The 17,235-nt window shown below is 55.2% G+C and carries 14 protein-coding genes; 12 read left to right on the top strand and 2 right to left on the bottom strand.

Going from position 1 to position 17,235, the window contains the following annotated elements; translation table 11 throughout:
* Positions 1–2: 2 nt before the first annotated feature.
* On the top strand, positions 3–2,795 hold the full coding sequence (locus FAES_RS28620) for a multicopper oxidase domain-containing protein (RefSeq protein WP_015056786.1): 2,793 nt from the start codon (positions 3–5) through the stop codon (positions 2,793–2,795).
* Positions 2,796–2,875: 80 nt separating this feature from the next.
* Here the strand turns inward: FAES_RS28620 and FAES_RS28625 are convergent, their stop codons facing one another.
* Positions 2,876–3,481 (bottom strand): DUF305 domain-containing protein, encoded by a 606-nt coding sequence (locus tag FAES_RS28625; RefSeq protein ID WP_015056787.1) that lies wholly within the window; start codon positions 3,479–3,481, stop codon positions 2,876–2,878.
* 28 nt (positions 3,482–3,509) lie between these two features.
* Entirely contained in the window at positions 3,510–4,094 is a 585-nt protein-coding gene (locus tag FAES_RS28630) for a DUF305 domain-containing protein (RefSeq protein WP_229364586.1), read from the bottom strand.
* A gap of 237 nt (positions 4,095–4,331) precedes the next feature.
* Here FAES_RS28630 and FAES_RS28635 point away from each other — a divergent pair, with 237 nt between their 5' ends.
* The 11 genes from FAES_RS28635 to FAES_RS28685 all read left to right on the top strand — a co-directional run bounded on the left by FAES_RS28635 (position 4,332) and on the right by FAES_RS28685 (position 17,081).
* A complete protein-coding gene (locus tag FAES_RS28635) occupies positions 4,332–5,573 on the top strand; it encodes a type II restriction enzyme NmeDI-related protein (RefSeq protein ID WP_015056789.1) in 1,242 nt (413 codons plus the stop codon).
* A 512-nt stretch (positions 5,574–6,085) separates the two neighbouring features.
* Positions 6,086–10,507, top strand: coding sequence for a CusA/CzcA family heavy metal efflux RND transporter (locus FAES_RS28640; protein ID WP_015056790.1), 4,422 nt, complete (start codon positions 6,086–6,088; stop codon positions 10,505–10,507).
* A gap of 8 nt (positions 10,508–10,515) precedes the next feature.
* Positions 10,516–11,802 (top strand): efflux RND transporter periplasmic adaptor subunit, encoded by a 1,287-nt coding sequence (locus tag FAES_RS28645; RefSeq protein ID WP_015056791.1) that lies wholly within the window; start codon positions 10,516–10,518, stop codon positions 11,800–11,802.
* A 33-nt stretch (positions 11,803–11,835) separates the two neighbouring features.
* On the top strand, positions 11,836–12,171 hold the full coding sequence (locus tag FAES_RS28650) for a hypothetical protein (protein ID WP_015056792.1): 336 nt from the start codon (positions 11,836–11,838) through the stop codon (positions 12,169–12,171).
* Between the two features lie 47 nt (positions 12,172–12,218).
* Complete coding sequence (locus FAES_RS28655) at positions 12,219–12,974, top strand: ZIP family metal transporter (protein ID WP_015056793.1); 756 nt, start codon at positions 12,219–12,221, stop codon at positions 12,972–12,974.
* A gap of 30 nt (positions 12,975–13,004) precedes the next feature.
* On the top strand, positions 13,005–13,382 hold the full coding sequence (locus tag FAES_RS28660) for a SpoIIAA family protein (RefSeq protein WP_015056794.1): 378 nt from the start codon (positions 13,005–13,007) through the stop codon (positions 13,380–13,382).
* 28 nt (positions 13,383–13,410) lie between these two features.
* Positions 13,411–13,881, top strand: coding sequence for a low affinity iron permease family protein (locus FAES_RS28665; protein WP_015056795.1), 471 nt, complete (start codon positions 13,411–13,413; stop codon positions 13,879–13,881).
* Positions 13,882–13,929: 48 nt separating this feature from the next.
* Positions 13,930–14,583 (top strand): DUF1345 domain-containing protein, encoded by a 654-nt coding sequence (locus FAES_RS28670; RefSeq protein WP_015056796.1) that lies wholly within the window; start codon positions 13,930–13,932, stop codon positions 14,581–14,583.
* Positions 14,584–14,610: 27 nt separating this feature from the next.
* Positions 14,611–15,207: a D-sedoheptulose 7-phosphate isomerase gene (gene lpcA / locus FAES_RS28675; RefSeq protein WP_015056797.1), complete on the top strand. Its 597-nt coding sequence runs from the start codon at positions 14,611–14,613 to the stop codon at positions 15,205–15,207.
* A gap of 10 nt (positions 15,208–15,217) precedes the next feature.
* Positions 15,218–16,126, top strand: coding sequence for a cation diffusion facilitator family transporter (locus FAES_RS28680; RefSeq protein ID WP_015056798.1), 909 nt, complete (start codon positions 15,218–15,220; stop codon positions 16,124–16,126).
* Between the two features lie 55 nt (positions 16,127–16,181).
* Positions 16,182–17,081 (top strand): bestrophin family protein, encoded by a 900-nt coding sequence (locus FAES_RS28685; protein ID WP_015056799.1) that lies wholly within the window; start codon positions 16,182–16,184, stop codon positions 17,079–17,081.
* Positions 17,082–17,235 lie beyond the last annotated feature (154 nt).

Here is a 17,235-nt window from a genome sequence, read left to right on the forward strand (position 1 = left end):
CTATGACAGCGATTCACTCACGAATACTCGTTTCGGCGAGCTTACTTTTAATAGCCTCCCTCTCCTGGGGACAGCATCAACATCACGCGCCATCGGCTTTCTCGCCGGTGTCAGTTTCCCAACCCGTTGGAGGTGCTTCATCGGGTGACAAAAGCAGTTTTGAGCGGGTAGAAACCCGCTTGCCAGTCAGTCGCCCGCAGGCGATGGCGAAGACCCGGCTTACTGGTAAGCGCGTCGAGTACGATCTGGTCATCGACGAGCAGCCGATTAATATTACCGGCAAGCCAACTAAGGCCATGACAATTAATGGGAACGTACCTGGCCCCACCTTACGCTTTATGGAAGGCGATGTAGCGGTCATTCGGGTTCACAACAAACTCAACACCGAGACCTCCCTGCACTGGCACGGCATCCTGTTGCCCAACAAGCAGGATGGGGTGTCGTATCTCAACACGCCCCCGATTAAGGCCGGGGAAACGTACACCTTCGAGTATCCACTGGTGCAGTCAGGTACGTATTGGTTTCACTCACACACGCGCTATCAGGAGCAGCGGGGCGTGTACGGCTCCATCGTGATTCAGCCGCAGCAGCCAACGGTTAAAGCCGATCATGATCTCGTGCTGCTGCTCTCGGACTGGACAAATGAGAACCCGGCCTATATCCTCAAAAACCTAAAGCGACAAAATGAGTGGTACACCATCAGGAAGGGGAATGCCCAGTCACTCAACCGGATCATCCAACACAAAGCGGTAGGGGCCTATCTACGCCAATCCATGCAACGTATGGCCCCGATGGACATCTCAGATGTGTATTACGAGCGGTTTTTGATCAACGGCAAAGACACCGTCCGTTATTCGGATATTAAACCGGGGCAGACGGTTCGTTTGCGCGTTATCAATGCCAGTGCCTCGACCTACTTCCACGTCAATTATGCCGGTGGCCCGATGAAACTAATCGCGTCAGACGGATTGGACGTGCAACCCGTTGAGGTAGATCGACGGCTAATCGCCATCGCCGAGACGTATGATTTCTTAGTGACGGTCCCTCAGAGTGGTGCCTTTGAAGTCCGGGCCTCCGCACAAGATGGTTCGGGATATGCAACCGCCCTGTTAGGCACCGGCCCTGTCCGCAACGCACCGGCGATTCCCCGCCCTGATCTCTATAAGCTAACAGCCAACATGAGTCGGATGGGCGGGATGCACATGGGGGCGATGAACATGGCTAAAGCCGATACAACGGCTCAGGCAAACACGGCCATGAACGGCCCCATAAAACATGATATGGCCGGGATGAATGGGGATTCAGCAAAACAGCCTGTTAACCCAACGAAGCCAGCGAAAAGCAAGCCGACAGTGGCCGAAATGGACCATTCGGCTATGAATCACGGCCAGATGGATATGAGTCGCTCGCAAGCTCATGAGCAAATAAATGGGGAGCAGGCTAAAAAACCGAGCAAGTCGAAGAAACCGACGGGTTCAATGGCGGGGATGACCATGACTGGAATGGATATGAGCAAGGACGGAAAGATGGGCATAACGGGCATGAATCACGGGCAGATGGACCATAGCAAGATGTCTATGAAAATGGACTCGATGCCTGCCAATCAAACGAATAGCAGAAAACCGGATGACATGACGGGCATGGACCACAGCCAGATGCAGCCCGACCAGACGCGGCCCGGCCAGATGAACATGGATAACAAGTCCGGTAATATGGCTGGAATGAAAGGCATGAATCATGGCGGGATGGCCGGGATGTCGGATCAAGGCATGAGCATGATGGATGAACAGAACTCAATCGACTACAGCATCCTCAAGTCGCCGGAACCCGTCGTCTTCCCGGCGAATCGTCCTATCCGTGAAATACCACTGACCCTGACGGGCAATATGTTCCGGTACATATGGGGCTTCAACGGGCAGCCTTTGTCGCGAGCCGACATGATCCAGATTAGGCGCGGTGAGATTGTCCGTATTCGGATGATGAACAACACCATGATGATGCACCCGATACACCTGCACGGCCATTATTTCCGGGTATTGAATGGACAGGGACAGTATTCACCCTTAAAGCACACGGTGAACGTGTCACCGATGGAGAGCGTCACTATTGAATTGATGGCTGATGACGAAAAAGACTGGTTTTTTCATTGCCACCTGCTTTACCATATGCTCAGTGGCATGGCTCGCGTGGTCAGCTACGGTGATAAACCCGATTCTTCTATTGCCGCTATCCAGAAGCTACACCTTCGGGACATGCGTGATAATCAGCCGTTCGTGTGGGGGTACGTTCAGCCAGGCTATCCGCTCAATTATTACAGCTTGCGGGTCTCCAACAACAAAAACGCCATCGTCTCCGGGGGCGACCACGACTGGCGCACGAATCGGTTTGAAGTTGATCTAGACTATGAGCGATATTTCGGTGACTGGTTTCGCGTCTTTGCCGGTGTTGATGCGGGGAACGAGGAGTTCTTGCGCCGACTGGAGCCGGGTGCCGATGGGCAGACGATTGGTGGTCGGCGAATCGTGCGGGCAGTGGCTGGCATTCGCTACATGCTGCCGTTTTTAATAGACTCAGAAGTGAAAGTAGATGCACGGGGCAACGTTCGCTTCCAGTTAACGGGTCAGCAAAAACTCTTCCCCCGGCTGGACTTGCAGTACCAAACGCAGTGGTTAATCGGCTCCTACGTGCGGGCGCACGTGGAGTTGCAATACACAGTCAGCAAAAATCTCTTTCTGCATACCGATTACGACACACGCTACCGAACGGCAGGCGCGGGTCTGGGCTATAATTTCTAAAAACCAGACGAGTAATTAACCAAACCGGCCCGTACAACATCCTGACGTTGTACGGGCCGGTTTGACTTAAACAATAAAGCCTACCCTTTCAAGCTATTTTCCAGCTTTTTAAGTTGGGCAATCTCTTTCGTTTGCTGGTTGATGACGTTGTTCGCCATCGCCTTCATCGTCGAAGTTTTGCCGCTCGGCGGCCCGGCTTCTTTCAAAAACGCACGTGCCATGTCCACGCCCTGCTGATGATGCTGCGCCATCATGCTGGCAAAATCATGATCGACGTTGCCGTTCATGGAATGGTTGCCGCCATGCATAATCTCCATGCCTTTTTGGCCCAATTTAGACGACGAGGTCTGCGGCTTATGGCTTTTCATGAACTGATCCAGTTCGCCAATTTCTTTCTGGTTACTGGCTTTGATTTTTGTTGCCAGAGCTTTGACCTGGGCGTTCTTTCCCTGTTTAATTTCCAGATCGGCCATCTCAACCGCCGACTGATGATGCATCTTGAGCATCATAGCAAAGTCATGGTCGGGATCGCCGGTCATTTTCATGCTCATCATCTTGCTCATGCCTGATTGCATGGATTGCATCATGGCGTTGCTGGCTGACGACTGACTGCTTTGCGCCATTGATGGTTGAGCGAGAAATAGGGCTGCACACACGGCAGCGATACTTAGTGAATTGGTTCTCATTGTCGTTGAAGTCGAGAAAGTGTGACGATTAATAATTCTTGTTGGCTTTCAGCCAATCTTGCAACATGCCGATTTCCTTTTTCTGGTCCTCGATGATCTTGGTCGCCATCTGCCGGATCTGGGCATCATCGCCGTATTTAAGTTCTGACATCGCCATTTCCAGCGCACTCTGGTGGTGGTCGATGAGGAGTTGGGCGTAATCCACATCGGAGTTACCCGTCAGGATACGAACGTCCTGTGCCCGCATCATCTTCATCATCGACTCCATCTCTTCGGCGTTGTAGGTCGGCCCGGCGGGGATGGGAACAGCCTTGTGGCTTTGCAGGAACTGGGCAAACTGAGCAATCTCAGCCGTCTGCGCGTTGATGACCTGTTGGGCCATTGCTTTCATCGCCTGATTGTCACCCGACTTCAGTTCCTCGTTCGACATGTCGATGGCTCCCTGGTGGTGCATCCGCATCATCATGGAGAAGTCGTGATCGGGGTCGTTGGTATCGGTCATCTTGTCCATCTCAGCCATCATCCGGTGGTTGATCTGCTGATAGACGTTGGCATCGTGTGCCTGGGGCTGTAGCCCTTTGTCATTGTTACAGGCAGCGATTACTACTGCCATCAAGCCCGCAAGGCCAGGTCGTTGAATCCAATGTAGTTTCATGTCGTTGAGTAAGCGCGGCTGAATGAGTCATCCGCCTGTCTAATTAACCAACTCATTCGGTAGAGGTTATTACAACATTGGCAGTCTGGCTTTACAAAATTTATAGAATGTCGTAGCCTGTTACGGACCCCGATTTGATTATTTCGGCCTAAAGAAAGACTTTGTAGGTTTATCTGCTTATCAATCCGGTAACCTATGGCTTTTGCCCAACTCCTTGACGAATACAAACAAAATCCCGACTTAACCTATCACACCTGGTTCCTGCACAATGAAGAGCGGCTGAAGGCGTTTCGCTCGATTCGACGCGGGGTGTTGCAGGTTATCAGCGACATCAAGGACGGTACGTTCCCTAACGATTTCAAGGGTAGTTCCTTAGAGTTTGTACTCACCTGCATCACTGAGCAGAAGCAGGTTTTTGAAGGAGCCTCGCACCCATTTTACTGGAAACCCAAGCTACGGATTCCCGACATCTACGAGAATCAGGATCACAAACGCTATTTCGGACAGTTTCTGGAGTGTTGCCTGAAAGCCACCAAACCGGAGACCGTCGTCGCTGAAATTAAGCGGCTCGACAGCTACCGCATCAAAGGGCTGGGGCCTGCTGTCGCCAGCATTCTGTATTTTCTGCATCCAACCTGGGTTCCACCTTTCAACACAGCGATTGTCAACGGCTACAACCGGCTATTCGGAGAACGCCGGAAGCTCGGCTCGTGGACTGAATATTTAGCGATTCGGGAGAAGCTGCTGACCGTCAATCAGGAGCACCGTCAACAACTGTCCAATGATCTGGGTGCGCTGGCGGGGTTGCTGTTTGAGGTAGGTATGGGCAACCTGTTGGCTCCCGATGTCGCTGATCAGCCAGCTATTGAACGTGAGAAAATTGAGAAACAGTTGTCAAAACGCCACAAGGAAGTCGTCAGCGATCAACAGGAAGAGCAGGCTCATACGGAGATGCAACACCACCTACTGACTATTGGCCGAGCGTTAGGGTATGACGTAGCGGTAGCCCGCAACGACTTGTCGCGCCAATACAAAGGAAATGCGTTCTCGTTCGTCTGCCTACCGACCCTCCCCCAGCTTCCGGTTGCTTCCGAAACGGCTCAGACGATTGCGTTGATCGACGTGGTGTGGCTGGAAAAAGGCACGGGCCGATTAGTATGCGCGTTTGAAGTGGAAAAAAGTACGTCCATTTATTCCGGCATCCTTCGCCTAACCGACCTGACCTGCTCGCTTCCCGACCACGCTACCAAGCTATACTTAGTAGTACCCGATAGCCGTAAAAAAGAGGTGGAGCTACAACTGACCCGCCCGTCGATCCGCCAAACCAATACGGCTATTGGCTACATCCTAATGTCAGACCTACGTACCCACTGTGATGCCCTATGCCGGTTTGGCAATGACCATCGCGTACTGGAAAAGATCGCGCATATGGTGTAATTTATATGTTATTTACTTTTTGCCTACCTGTTGCATATACCGACAGCGTACCTTTGCATTCGTGAAGTGGATGACGATCATATTAGCCCTCTACGTGCTTGGCCTTTCTCTATGGCCCTGTGCGGATGAAGCTTTGCCGACGAATCGGCAAGAGCGGGGGGCTGCCTTGATCGCAGCATCAGCTCCTGTACCAGCCCCAGTGCACGACCACCATGATGCCTGCACTCCTTTCTGCACCTGCACCTGCTGCGCGGCTACGATCAGTATCACTCCGCACTTCAGCTACAAGGTAGTGCCCCCGGTTGAGCTTGTTTCGATAGCTACAGCCATTTTCCAGTACGTCCCTGTTCGCTGGGCATCTCCGCTTTCTGCCATCTGGCAACCTCCTCAACTTCGGGTCTGAACACCCTCGCCGTTCGCGTTGGATAGTATTGCTATGTCCTTTTGGGCGGTAGCAAGGCTGTCTGTATGCGTCCGGCACTTTCTCATTGTCCATTTGTTCAGACCCGATCATGCTGGATCGTATCATTCATTTTTCCATTCAGAATAAGCTCATCATCGGCCTCTTTACGCTGGCCCTGGTGATCTGGGGCGGCTACTCACTGAGTAGGCTGCCCATCGATGCCCTGCCCGACATTACCAACAATCAGGTGCAGGTGATTACCCAAAGTCCCGCCCTGTCGGCCCCCGATGTAGAGCGGCTAATCAGCTTTCCCATCGAGCAGACGATGGCTACCCTGCCTGACCTGATTGAGGTCCGTTCCATCTCCCGCTTTGGTCTGTCGGTCGTGACCATTGTCCTTAATGATGGGGTTGACATCTATTTAGCCCGCCAGCAGGTTTTCGAGCGACTGCAACAGGCCCGCTCCCAGATTCCTACCGACGCGGGTGATCCCGAACTGGCTCCGGTCACGACGGGTCTTGGTGAAATTTATCAGTACGTGATCCGGGCTAAACCCGGCTACGAAAAACGGTACCCGGCGATGGAACTGCGCTCGATTCAGGACTGGATCGTTCGGCGGCAACTGCTGGGCACTAAGGGCGTGGCCGATGTGAGCAGCTTCGGTGGGTTTTTAAAACAGTACGAAGTGGCTGTCGATCCCCAGCGGCTGCGGGCTGCGGGCGTGACGATGGATGATTTGTTCACCGCGCTTGAAAAGAATAACCGCAATACGGGCGGAGCCTACATTGATCGTCGCCCCAACGCTTATTTCATTCGCTCCGAAGGGTTGATCAACAACCTGCCGGACATCGGAAAAATCATGGTGCGCCGGAATCCAAACGGTATCCCGGTGCTGGTGCGCGACGTGGCGCAGGTGGGGCTGGGTTCGGCGGTCCGCTACGGGGCCATGACCCGCAACGGAGAAGGCGAAGTGGTGGGGGCCATCGTGATGATGCTCAAAGGAGCCAACTCCTCGGAGGTGATTGGCAACGTGAAGCAGCGCATCGAGCAGATCAAAAAATCGCTGCCCGAAGGAGTCGAGATTCACGCGTTCTTAGACCGTACCAAGCTGGTCAACCGCGCTATCGGTACCGTCGAGAAGAACCTCATCGAAGGGGCACTCATTGTCATCTTCGTGCTGGTGCTGCTGCTGGGCAACTGGCGGGCGGGGCTGGTGGTCGCATCCGTCATTCCGCTGGCAATGCTCTTCGCTGTCAGCCTGATGAACCTCTTTGGCGTATCGGGTAATCTGATGAGCTTAGGGGCTATCGACTTCGGGCTGATCGTGGACGGGGCCGTGATTATCGTCGAGGCCACTCTGCATCACATCGCCCTGAAGAATTACCGCCATAACCTTTCCCAAGCCGAAATGGACGAGGAGGTCTATGAATCAGCCAGCCGTATCCGTTCCTCGGCGGCTTTTGGCGAAATCATCATCCTCATTGTGTATCTGCCTATTCTGGCTTTAGTGGGTGTGGAGGGTAAGATGTTCCGACCAATGGCCCAGACCGTCGCTTTTGCCATTCTGGGGGCGTTTATTCTTTCCCTAACCTACGTACCAATGGCCTCGGCTCTGCTGTTGAGCAAGAAGCCCGTCAAAGAAGGAACGCGCAATATCTCCGACCGGATCATGGGCTTTTTTCACCGACTCTACGATCCAGCCATCCGCTGGACGTTGGGTCACAAAGGGTTGGTCGTGGGTTTGTCGGTTGGACTGTTTGCCGTCGCCCTGTTCATCTTCAGTCGATTGGGTGGCGAATTCATTCCGCAGTTGGACGAGGGAGATTTCGCCGTCGAAACCCGCGTTATGACCGGAGCATCCCTGTCTCAATCGTCCGATGCGTCGCTTCAGGCGGGACGGGTGCTGAAGGAAAACTTTCCTGAAGTGGTGGAGACCATTGGCAAAACCGGCGCGGGCGAAATACCCACCGACCCTATGCCTATTGAAGCCACCGACCTGATGGTCATTCTCAAAGATCGAAGCGAGTGGACCTCGGCCAGTAGCCGGGAAGAACTGGCGGAAAAGATGCAGCAAAAGCTGAACCAGATTCCGGGCGTAAGTTTCGGCTTTCTGCAACCCATCCAGATGCGATTCAGCGAACTGATCTCCGGCGTGAAGCAGGACATCGCCGTGAAGCTGTACGGCGAAGACCTCAAGGTTTTGGCCGACTATGCGGCCCGGATTGGCCGGGTGGTGGGTACGGTACCGGGTGCTGAAGACCTCTACGTGGAACAGGTATCGGGACTGCCCCAGATTGTGGTGAACTACGACCGCGATGCGCTGGCCCGCTTTGGCCTATCCGTCGAAGATGCCAACCGGTATTTGCAAGCCGCGTTTGCCGGGTCGTCGGCGGGCTTGGTCTATGAGGGAGAACGGCGGTATGATCTGGTGGTGCGTTTGCAGGCGCAAAGTCGTCAGCGACTCGAAGACGTGCAGAATCTGCTGGTGACTACGGTAGATGGGCAGACCGTACCCATGAACCAGCTTGCCAACATATCGTTTCAGAATAGCGTGAACCAGATTCAGCGCGAGGATGCCAAACGGCGCATCATCGTGGCCTTCAACGTGCGGGGCCGCGACGTGGAGAGCGTGGTGAATGAACTACAACGCAAGATTGATGCCCAGATCAAATTGCCGGTTGGGTATTACGTGACTTACGGTGGGCAGTTTCAGAACTTACAGGAAGCCAAAGACCGGCTTAGTATCGCCGTGCCGGTGGCACTGGGACTGATTTTTCTGCTCCTGTTCTTCACCTTCGGCTCCGTGCGGCAGAGCCTGCTGATCTTCTCAGCCATTCCGTTATCGGCGATTGGAGGTGTGATGGCCCTCTGGCTACGGGGCATGCCATTCAGTATCTCGGCGGGTGTGGGCTTCATTGCGCTTTTCGGCGTAGCCGTGCTGAACGGCATCGTGTTAATCGGCGAGTTCAATCACCTCAAAGACGAAACCGACCTGGACTTGCGTGATCGAATCTTGCAGGGGACGGCCACTCGACTTCGCCCCGTAATGATGACCGCACTGGTAGCTTCGCTGGGCTTTCTGCCGATGGCCTTGGCCACTACCGCCGGGGCGGAAGTACAGCGTCCCTTAGCCACCGTCGTTATCGGGGGGCTGGTCTCAGCTACGCTTTTAACCCTGCTGGTGCTGCCTTGTCTGTACTGGTGGGAGCAAACAACCGGGGGCGCGAACGCCTTTGGAAAAAAGAAACTGGCAGTTGCTCCGGCAACGGCGGGCCGGATAGCAACCTGGCTGCTGATCGGGGCGTTGGTTGTGGGCGGAACGGGCATAGCCCAGGCACAGGTTCCTCAACTCGCTGTCGGCCCTCTGACGCTGGAGGTAGCCCTGCAACAAGCCACCACCAACAACGGCACAGCCCGGATCAGTGCTCTGGGCATCGCTCAGCAGCAAACGGGTCGCCGGGCGGCCCGCGACATCGGGGCCACTGGCTTCGGCTGGACCGGAGGGCAGTATAACAGCATCAACTTCGACAACAACTTCACCATCACCCAGAGCTTGCCCAACCCCAAGTTGGTGCGGCAATTAGGTCGGCTGGCCGACGCGAGTGTGGCGGGAGCTGAGGCACAAGGACGGCTCACGCAGAATGGCCTACGGGCGCAGGTCAAAGCCGCCTATTTCGATTTGTTGTATGTAACCGAACGCCGACGGTTGTTGCGGGCACAGGATAGCCTGTTGGTCGCCTTCCGTTCAGCAACGGAGTTACGCTTACGAACCGGTGAGGGTACAGCGGTTGAGGTCGCTACGGCCACCAATCAGTTGGGCGAAATCAGAAACGCCCTGGCGCAGACCGAAGCCGACCGGCAGATTGCCCTCAGTCGCCTGCAAACCTTGCTCAATACCAACCAGCCCGTTAGTCTCTCCGACTCGACCCTGACGCGCCGGGCGTTACCGGCCCTGACCGACTCGGCGACGCTGGCCCAAACGCCCGAACTGGCCCTGTTGCGCCAACAGATTGAGATAGCTGCCCGTCAAACCGACGTGGAGCAGGCCCGGCTGCTGCCCTCTTTTTCGGTGGGCTACTTCAACCAGTCGCTCATCGGCACGTACCTGGTTGGGCAACAAGAAGTGTATTACGGAGGAGGTCGGCGATTTCAAGGGGTGACAGCGGGCGTAGCCATCCCCATTTTCCGAAAACCCCAGCAGGCTCGCGTGGAAGCAGCCCGGCTGGGGCAGCAAATGGGCGAGGCTACGCTGGCCCTGACGCAACGTAATCTACAGGGCGAACTACGTGCCACTATTCAGGAGATTCGCAAGCTGCAAAGTTCGCTCACGTACTATGAGCAAACGGGTCTGCCTACCGCCCGGCTACTGGCCGACAAAGCGGGCGTGGCCTTTCGGGCGGGCGAAATCGGCTATCTCCAGTATTCGCAAGCCCTCACGCAGGCTTACCAGACCCGCGCCAGCTACGTCGATGTGCTGAGTGCCTACAATCAATCCGTCATTCGCTTAGAACAACTGCTGGGCTTACCCTGAGAAAACTCATGAAACGAATCTTGTTTAGTATCAGCTTGTTATGGCTGACCACTGGGTGCGGGGACACCGCCCAAAAAGAAGGAGAAGCAACTACGACAGACAGTAAACCGGCTGCTGAAAAACCCCATGAAGAACCTCCAGCGGATGTTGTGGAACTGACCGATGACCAACTTCGGATCGGTGCGGTCAGTTTGGGCAAGGTGGAGTACCGCAATCTGGGTCAGTTGTTGCCCGTCAATGGTCGGCTGGCCGCCCCCGCCCAGAGTCAGGTGGCGATCACCGCCCTGCAAGGCGGTTTCGTGCGAAGCTTACCCCTGCTGCCGGGTCAGCCCGTGCGGAAAGGGCAAATGCTGGCTCGTATTGAGAACCCGGATCTGGTGCAGTTCCAGCAGGACTACGCCGAGAATCATAGCCGACTAACGTACTTAGATGCTGAATACGCTCGTCAGAAGGAACTCAGCGAACAGAACGTGAGTGCGCTGAAGGTGTTCCAGCAAACGGCATCCGAGCGAAATCAGGTACGTTCTCGCTTAGGGGGGCTGGCCCAGCGGCTACGGCTGGTGGGGCTTTCGCCCCAGGCGGCCCTGGATGGCAAGTTCAGTGCCACATACGTCGTTGTGGCCCCTGTATCGGGCATTGTTACTGACGTACCCGCTACAGTAGGGCAGTACGTGCAGCCCGCCGACGTGATGGCCCGCCTAACCAGTAGCCAGGGGCTATACGCGGAACTGACAGTATTTGAGAAAGACCTGCCTCAGCTCCGGGAAGGGCAGCGGGTCAGCCTTCGACTCAATAACGAAGGCGGTCGCGAGCGCGGTGGGCGCATCACCTACATCAATCGAACCATCGAAGCCGACCGGTCGGTGCGGGTCGTGGCTCGGCTCGACCAGCCCGATGCCCGCCTGGCCCCTAACACGTTTTTGAAGGCCAGCTTAGACTTGGGCGACAGCCGGGTAACGGCCCTGCCCGAAGGGGCCATTGTATCGGCAGAGGGGAAGGATTACATCTTCATCGTCACCGACGAGAAGGCCCCTGAAAAGCATGAGCATGAAGAAGGGGAAGCCGGACATAATGAGAAGGAAGATCACGATCATAAGGAAGGCGAGAAAGAACAGCACGGTACGGCTTTCAAACAGATTCCGGTGCGCCGGGGTGTAACGGAGGGCGGCTACTCGCAGGTGACACTGCCCGGTACACTCGATTTGAGCAAGGTGCAGGTCGTGGTGAAAGGCGCGTTTGCGATCCTCTCGCAGCTACAGGCTGCCAGTGGCGAAGAGGAAGGTCACGCTCACTAAGGACCGCTCATTACGGCCAAAACTGAATTCAAGATGCAAACAGAAGACAACGTACTTCTCACGCCCACAGGCCACCAGTTTCACCTGCACGCCCGTGATGGCATCCGGTCGGTACGCATCGACCGGGTGGTTTCTGAGAATGATTTATCGTTCGCGCACTACCCTGCCTTGTCGCTATCGGTCTATGACGAGGCTAATTTCCTGCTACGGAGTGAGGAATTGCACGCCCATGTTCAGCCCGGCGAGCCGTCACAGGCTCACTTGAGCAAAACGTTCGCCCTGTGGGAAAGCCTGACTATTGGCATCGACACGCACGGAGAGGCATTTGATTTTTTGCTTCGGGTGTACTATACCATTAACCCAGACTAAGCGAATAACTTCTGTAGCTGGTCAAATTAAAAGAACCGTCACTGATTGTGTCCCCCCTCTTTCAGCAAATCATTCCCTACGCGCTGTTGCCCACCCTCGCCCTGACAGGCGGGGGGCTGGTCGCCCTGTTTGTACGGTTTGGCGTTCAGGTACGTTCGGCTATTCTGCACTTCGCGGCAGGTGTTGTCTTCTCAGTAGTTGCCGTCGAGATCCTGCCTGATGTAGTGCGGCTGCACGATCCGGTGCTAACGGCGGTTGGCTTTGGCGCAGGTATTGGCCTGATGCTGCTGATTCGCCGACTAACCCAATCGCCCGAGGAGGCTACCACGAAAGTGACCGGTAAACAGTTGGGCGAATCTACGGGGGGCAGATTTCCGATTGCGTTTCTGCTGGCCATCGGGGTAGATATTTTCATCGACGGGCTGCTGCTGGGTATTGGCTTCGCTGCCGGCGCTAAAGAAGGGGTATTGCTGGCTTTCGCCCTGGCGGTTGAAGTACTTTCGCTGGGACTGGCTACGGCCACCTCATTGACCGAGGATGGCGTTCCGCGTTCCCGCATCATTCGGCTACTGTTGGGTCTGTCATCCTTGTTCTTTGTCAGCACAGTAGGCGGGGCAACCCTGTTGCACAACCTGCCCGAAACGGGCCTGGACGTGGTGCTGTCGTTTGGGCTGGCTGCGCTCTTGTTTCTGGTCACGGAAGAATTGCTGGTCGAGGCCCACGAAGGCGAAGAAAAGCCCTGGCTGACGGCTACGTTCTTCGCCGGGTTCCTCTTGTTTTTAATTCTGGGCATGGTCGCTTAATGGCGTTCCGCCCCTAAACCGTATTGGGCGATGTACAAGGTTTTGCTTAACCAACCGGGTCGGTTGGCCCTGCGCGTGGCCGACTTCATTACGCCGGAGGTGTATTTCGAACTCCGTCCGCTGCTGGATACGACCCTACATAGTGCCGCCGAATCCCGCTTGTATTGGGAAATGGAGTATTTCCGGGGCTGGCAACCGGATGAACTCTGGCGGGATTTGCAGTTCGACCTAACGGTCCCGGCTGATTTCACCCGCATTGCGCTGGTGGGTACGCCGGACAACATCGCGTTGATTACGCCGGTCATGCAAACGATTTTCCGGGCTGAACTCCGAAGCTTCTCACCCGACCAGAAAGAAGCGGCCTGGCAGTGGTTCGGCGATTCTAAGCTACCCATGCCAGCTAAATGACAGTAATCAGACTAACCAATCTTTTGTGATGGAAACACAAACGAAAATACCCCAAAGCCCGTCGGCTTTTTTCGACCGGATAGCTAACCGGGTCACGCACCTGACCGGTAGTTCGGGAGCCTTTATGACCGCCTGCGCGGTGGTGCTAATCTGGGGGTTGACCGGGCCGTTGTTCAACTACTCCGAAGATTGGCAATTGGTCATCAACACCGGAACAACGATCATCACCTTCCTGATGGTGTTCGTTATCCAGAAAGCCCAAAACAAGGATGCCCTGGCGGTGCAACTCAAGCTCAATGAACTGATTGCGGCCACGAAAGGAGCCTCGAACCGGTTGGTAGCGGTCGAGAAGCTGACGGATGAGGAACTGGCGGTGCTTTGTCGGCACTACGAGACGATGGCCGAAGTAACCCGGCAAGCGAGTGACTTACGTAAGTCGCATTCGGTAGAGGAAGCTATCGAAGAAGCCCAGCAGAAGCTGACCAGTGATCCGTCGTAAATATTAATCCTGCTCTTTCTCCTCAGAACTGTTCCAACTACTCATCAAATGAACAAGAGAAAACCTTATCAAACCCGGCTGTCGGCCTTGTCGCGGTCACTGATTGCTCTATCCGTGGGTGGGTTAGTGTGGTGGTTGATGGCCGGGCGGCTGGGCTGGCAAACCCGGTTGTTGCTGGGCTGGCTGGCCTATGCCCTGACTGTACTGGTGCTGATCTGGCTGGTCATCGGCTGGGCTGATGCCCGGCAAACAGCGCAGCGGGAGGATGAAAGCCGCCCGGCCATTTTTCTCTTTACGGTCGGAGGGGCGTTGGTTAGTTTGCTGGCCGTAATTCTTCTGTTAGGTTCAGTCAAGGGGCTGTCCGATTCCGAAGCGACGCGGCACGTCGTACTGTCGGGACTAACCGTAATTAGTTCGTGGCTCCTGACGCACAGCATTTTTACGCTGCACTACGCGCACCTATACTATGACCCTGACGAGACGGACCGGGTGGGTGGACTGGACTTTCCGGGCGACGAGCCGCCCGACTACCTCGATTTCGCCTACTATTCATTTGTTGTCGGTATGACGTTTCAGGTGTCGGACGTAGCTGTGACCGCCAAACCGATTCGGCGACTGACCCTGCTGCACGCTGTTTTGTCTTTTGCCTTCAATTCGCTCATCATCGCCCTGACCATCAACACGGTTTCCAGTCTGCTGTAAGTCAGTTGGCACAAATCATCCTTATTGATGCAATCCTTAACCGAACAAATTCACCAGGAACTTGCCGAAGCCCAAACGGTGCTCAGCACCTTCATGGCTGACGCGGAGAACATAGCCGCCATTGAACGAGCCGCCCGGCTGATGGCCGATGCGCTTAAGCAGGGCGGTATGGTTATGAGCTGCGGCAATGGCGGTTCCCTGTGCGATGCCATGCACTTTGCCGAGGAGCTATCGGGCCGCTATCGGAACGACCGCTCAGGGTTGGCGGGGCTGGCTATTGCGGACGTGAGTCATCTGACCTGCGTGGGCAATGATTATGGCTACGAGTTCGTCTTTTCCCGCTTTATCGAAGGGTTGGGCCGACCGGGGGATGTGCTGCTTGGCCTCAGCACGAGTGGCAATTCGGCTAATGTGGTCTGGGCCGTTAAAGCGGCCCGGCAGCAAGGTATGGCAGTGGTCCTGCTGACGGGAAAGGATGGTGGTAAGCTGGCAGGGCAGGCCGACGTAGAGATTCGGGTACCCCATTTTGGCTATGCCGACCGGATTCAGGAAGTACACGGTAAAGTGATTCACGTGCTGATTCTGCTGATCGAGCAGTTGACCCAGGATAAAGGCACCCTATAACACCCGGATAATGAACCCAGCACCCCCACAAACCCAATCGGCTACGGGCCGCTACAACAAAAATCTACGGATTGTCTTTGGCCTGACATTCACCTACTTTCTGGTGGAAGTGGTGGTCGGCTACTGGACCAACAGCCTGGCCCTCCTCTCAGACGCAGCCCATATGCTCACCGACGTGATCGGCTTGGCCCTGGCCCTGTTTGCCAACTGGATGAGCCGCCGACCCATCACGGCCCGGCGCAGTTTTGGCTTTTACCGGCTGGAGATCCTGTCGGCTTTTGTCAACGCGCTGATCCTGATTGGCATTTCGCTGTATATCCTGGTTGAAGCCTATGGCCGGTTCCGCAATCCGCCCACCGTGGACAGCAGCAACATGACACTGGTGGCGTTTGTCGGGCTGCTCATCAACGTACTGGGTATTTATTTGCTGCGACAGGGGGCCAAGGACAGCCTGAACGTCAAAGGGGCTTTTCTGGAGGTGGTCAGCGATTTGCTCAGTTCGGTGGGTGTTATTGCCGCCGGTCTGATCATGACTTACACCGGCTGGTACTACGCCGACCCCTTGTTTAGTGCCATCATTGGCTTGTTCATCCTGCCCCGGACGCTGAAGCTCATGATGGAATCGGTCAACATTCTCTTGCAGGGCACCCCCGACGACTTAGACGTTGCGGTGGTGGAGCAGACCATCAATGCCGTATCAGGCTTCAGCAACGCCCATGACCTGCATATCTGGACCCTTACGTCGGGTATCGTTGTCATGAGCGGTCACGTGGTGGCCGACGCATCGCTGACGACGACCGATCTGACGGCCCGGCTGGAAACGGTAGCAGGTCAGCTCAATGCCCGGTTCAATATCAATCACATTGCCCTGCAACCCGAACGGGCCGGGCAATGTACCAACAGCTTGACGACACTATAAACCGACCGAAAAAGAGTAAAATGGCGACTAAGACACCAATAACTACCGGGCAACCATGCTGCTGAACCGACCGATTCCGTTTTCGTTTTTGCTGGGTCAGATTCGTTACGAAGCCCTGGGGGTATTCGTTTTCGCCAACCTGATGTTTGCGCTTCGGCATTACGTGGGTTTGGAGTATCTATCAATCCCGCTGGCCATTCCCGCCCTGATGGGTACGTGCATCTCATTATTATTGGCGTTCCGCACTAATCAGGCTTACGAACGTTGGTGGGAGGCCCGCGTCATCTGGGGGGGCATTGTCAACGATAGCCGGACGCTCATCCGGCAGTTGCTCACATTTCTACCGCTCGACACAACGTCGAGAAGTGCCGTGCAAACCATGGCCCGACGGCAGATTGGTTGGTGCTACCTACTGGGACAGACCCTGCGCGGTCAACCTGTTGAAAAACTCATCCAAACGTACCTGCCGGAGGAAGAGCAGGCCACTATGCTGAGTGCAGCACACCGGCCCTTAGCCGTGTTGCAAGCCCACGCTGACCAGCTTCGGGAATGGTACCGGGCAGGCCAGCTAACCGACATTCAACTGGCCCAGGTGGATGCCACCTTATCCCGGCTGACCGATGCGATGGGCCGTTGTGAGCGCATCAAAAACACGGTCTTCCCCAAAACATACACCTTCTACCTCCAGGTATTCATCATTCTGTTTACGGCGATGCTCCCCTTTGGCTTTGTGGAGAGCCTGTTTTTCGTTGAGGTGCCGCTGGTAACTCTGATTGCCTCCGCCTTCTTTCTGATTGAGAAGAGTGCCATCCAGTTGCAGGACCCCTTCGAGAATCGTCCGACAGATACGCCGATGACAGCTATTGCCGAGGGTATTGCCGGAAGTTTATCTCAGTTAACAGGTGCATTTGTCGTCGAACAGCCGACTGAGCTATCTAAATACTATAAACTCTGAATGAATCATGTATGTACTGGGTCATCTGATACAACTTTTAGTCGGCATTGCGTTGACGATAACCTTGATGGGATGGTGCCTGTATCGGCTGGCAATTCTCATTGGGCTGTTCATTCCCCAAAAACGACCTAAACGGCCTGTGCGTCAGGGCATG

Origin of the sequence: Fibrella aestuarina BUZ 2 (assembly GCF_000331105.1) — a bacterium.
GTDB classification, from domain to species: Bacteria; Bacteroidota; Bacteroidia; order Cytophagales; family Spirosomataceae; genus Fibrella; species Fibrella aestuarina.

Coding starts and splice junctions, on each gene's coding strand:
- FAES_RS28620 (WP_015056786.1), top strand. CDS start 3: ATGACAGCGATTCACTCACGAATACTCGTTTCGGCGAGCTTACTTTTA.
- FAES_RS28625 (WP_015056787.1), bottom strand. CDS start 3,481: ATGAGAACCAATTCACTAAGTATCGCTGCCGTGTGTGCAGCCCTATTT.
- FAES_RS28630 (WP_229364586.1), bottom strand. CDS start 4,094: ATGGCAGTAGTAATCGCTGCCTGTAACAATGACAAAGGGCTACAGCCC.
- FAES_RS28635 (WP_015056789.1), top strand. CDS start 4,332: ATGGCTTTTGCCCAACTCCTTGACGAATACAAACAAAATCCCGACTTA.
- FAES_RS28640 (WP_015056790.1), top strand. CDS start 6,086: ATGCTGGATCGTATCATTCATTTTTCCATTCAGAATAAGCTCATCATC.
- FAES_RS28645 (WP_015056791.1), top strand. CDS start 10,516: ATGAAACGAATCTTGTTTAGTATCAGCTTGTTATGGCTGACCACTGGG.
- FAES_RS28650 (WP_015056792.1), top strand. CDS start 11,836: ATGCAAACAGAAGACAACGTACTTCTCACGCCCACAGGCCACCAGTTT.
- FAES_RS28660 (WP_015056794.1), top strand. CDS start 13,005: ATGTACAAGGTTTTGCTTAACCAACCGGGTCGGTTGGCCCTGCGCGTG.
- FAES_RS28665 (WP_015056795.1), top strand. CDS start 13,411: ATGGAAACACAAACGAAAATACCCCAAAGCCCGTCGGCTTTTTTCGAC.
- FAES_RS28670 (WP_015056796.1), top strand. CDS start 13,930: ATGAACAAGAGAAAACCTTATCAAACCCGGCTGTCGGCCTTGTCGCGG.
- lpcA (WP_015056797.1), top strand. CDS start 14,611: ATGCAATCCTTAACCGAACAAATTCACCAGGAACTTGCCGAAGCCCAA.
- FAES_RS28680 (WP_015056798.1), top strand. CDS start 15,218: ATGAACCCAGCACCCCCACAAACCCAATCGGCTACGGGCCGCTACAAC.
- FAES_RS28685 (WP_015056799.1), top strand. CDS start 16,182: ATGCTGCTGAACCGACCGATTCCGTTTTCGTTTTTGCTGGGTCAGATT.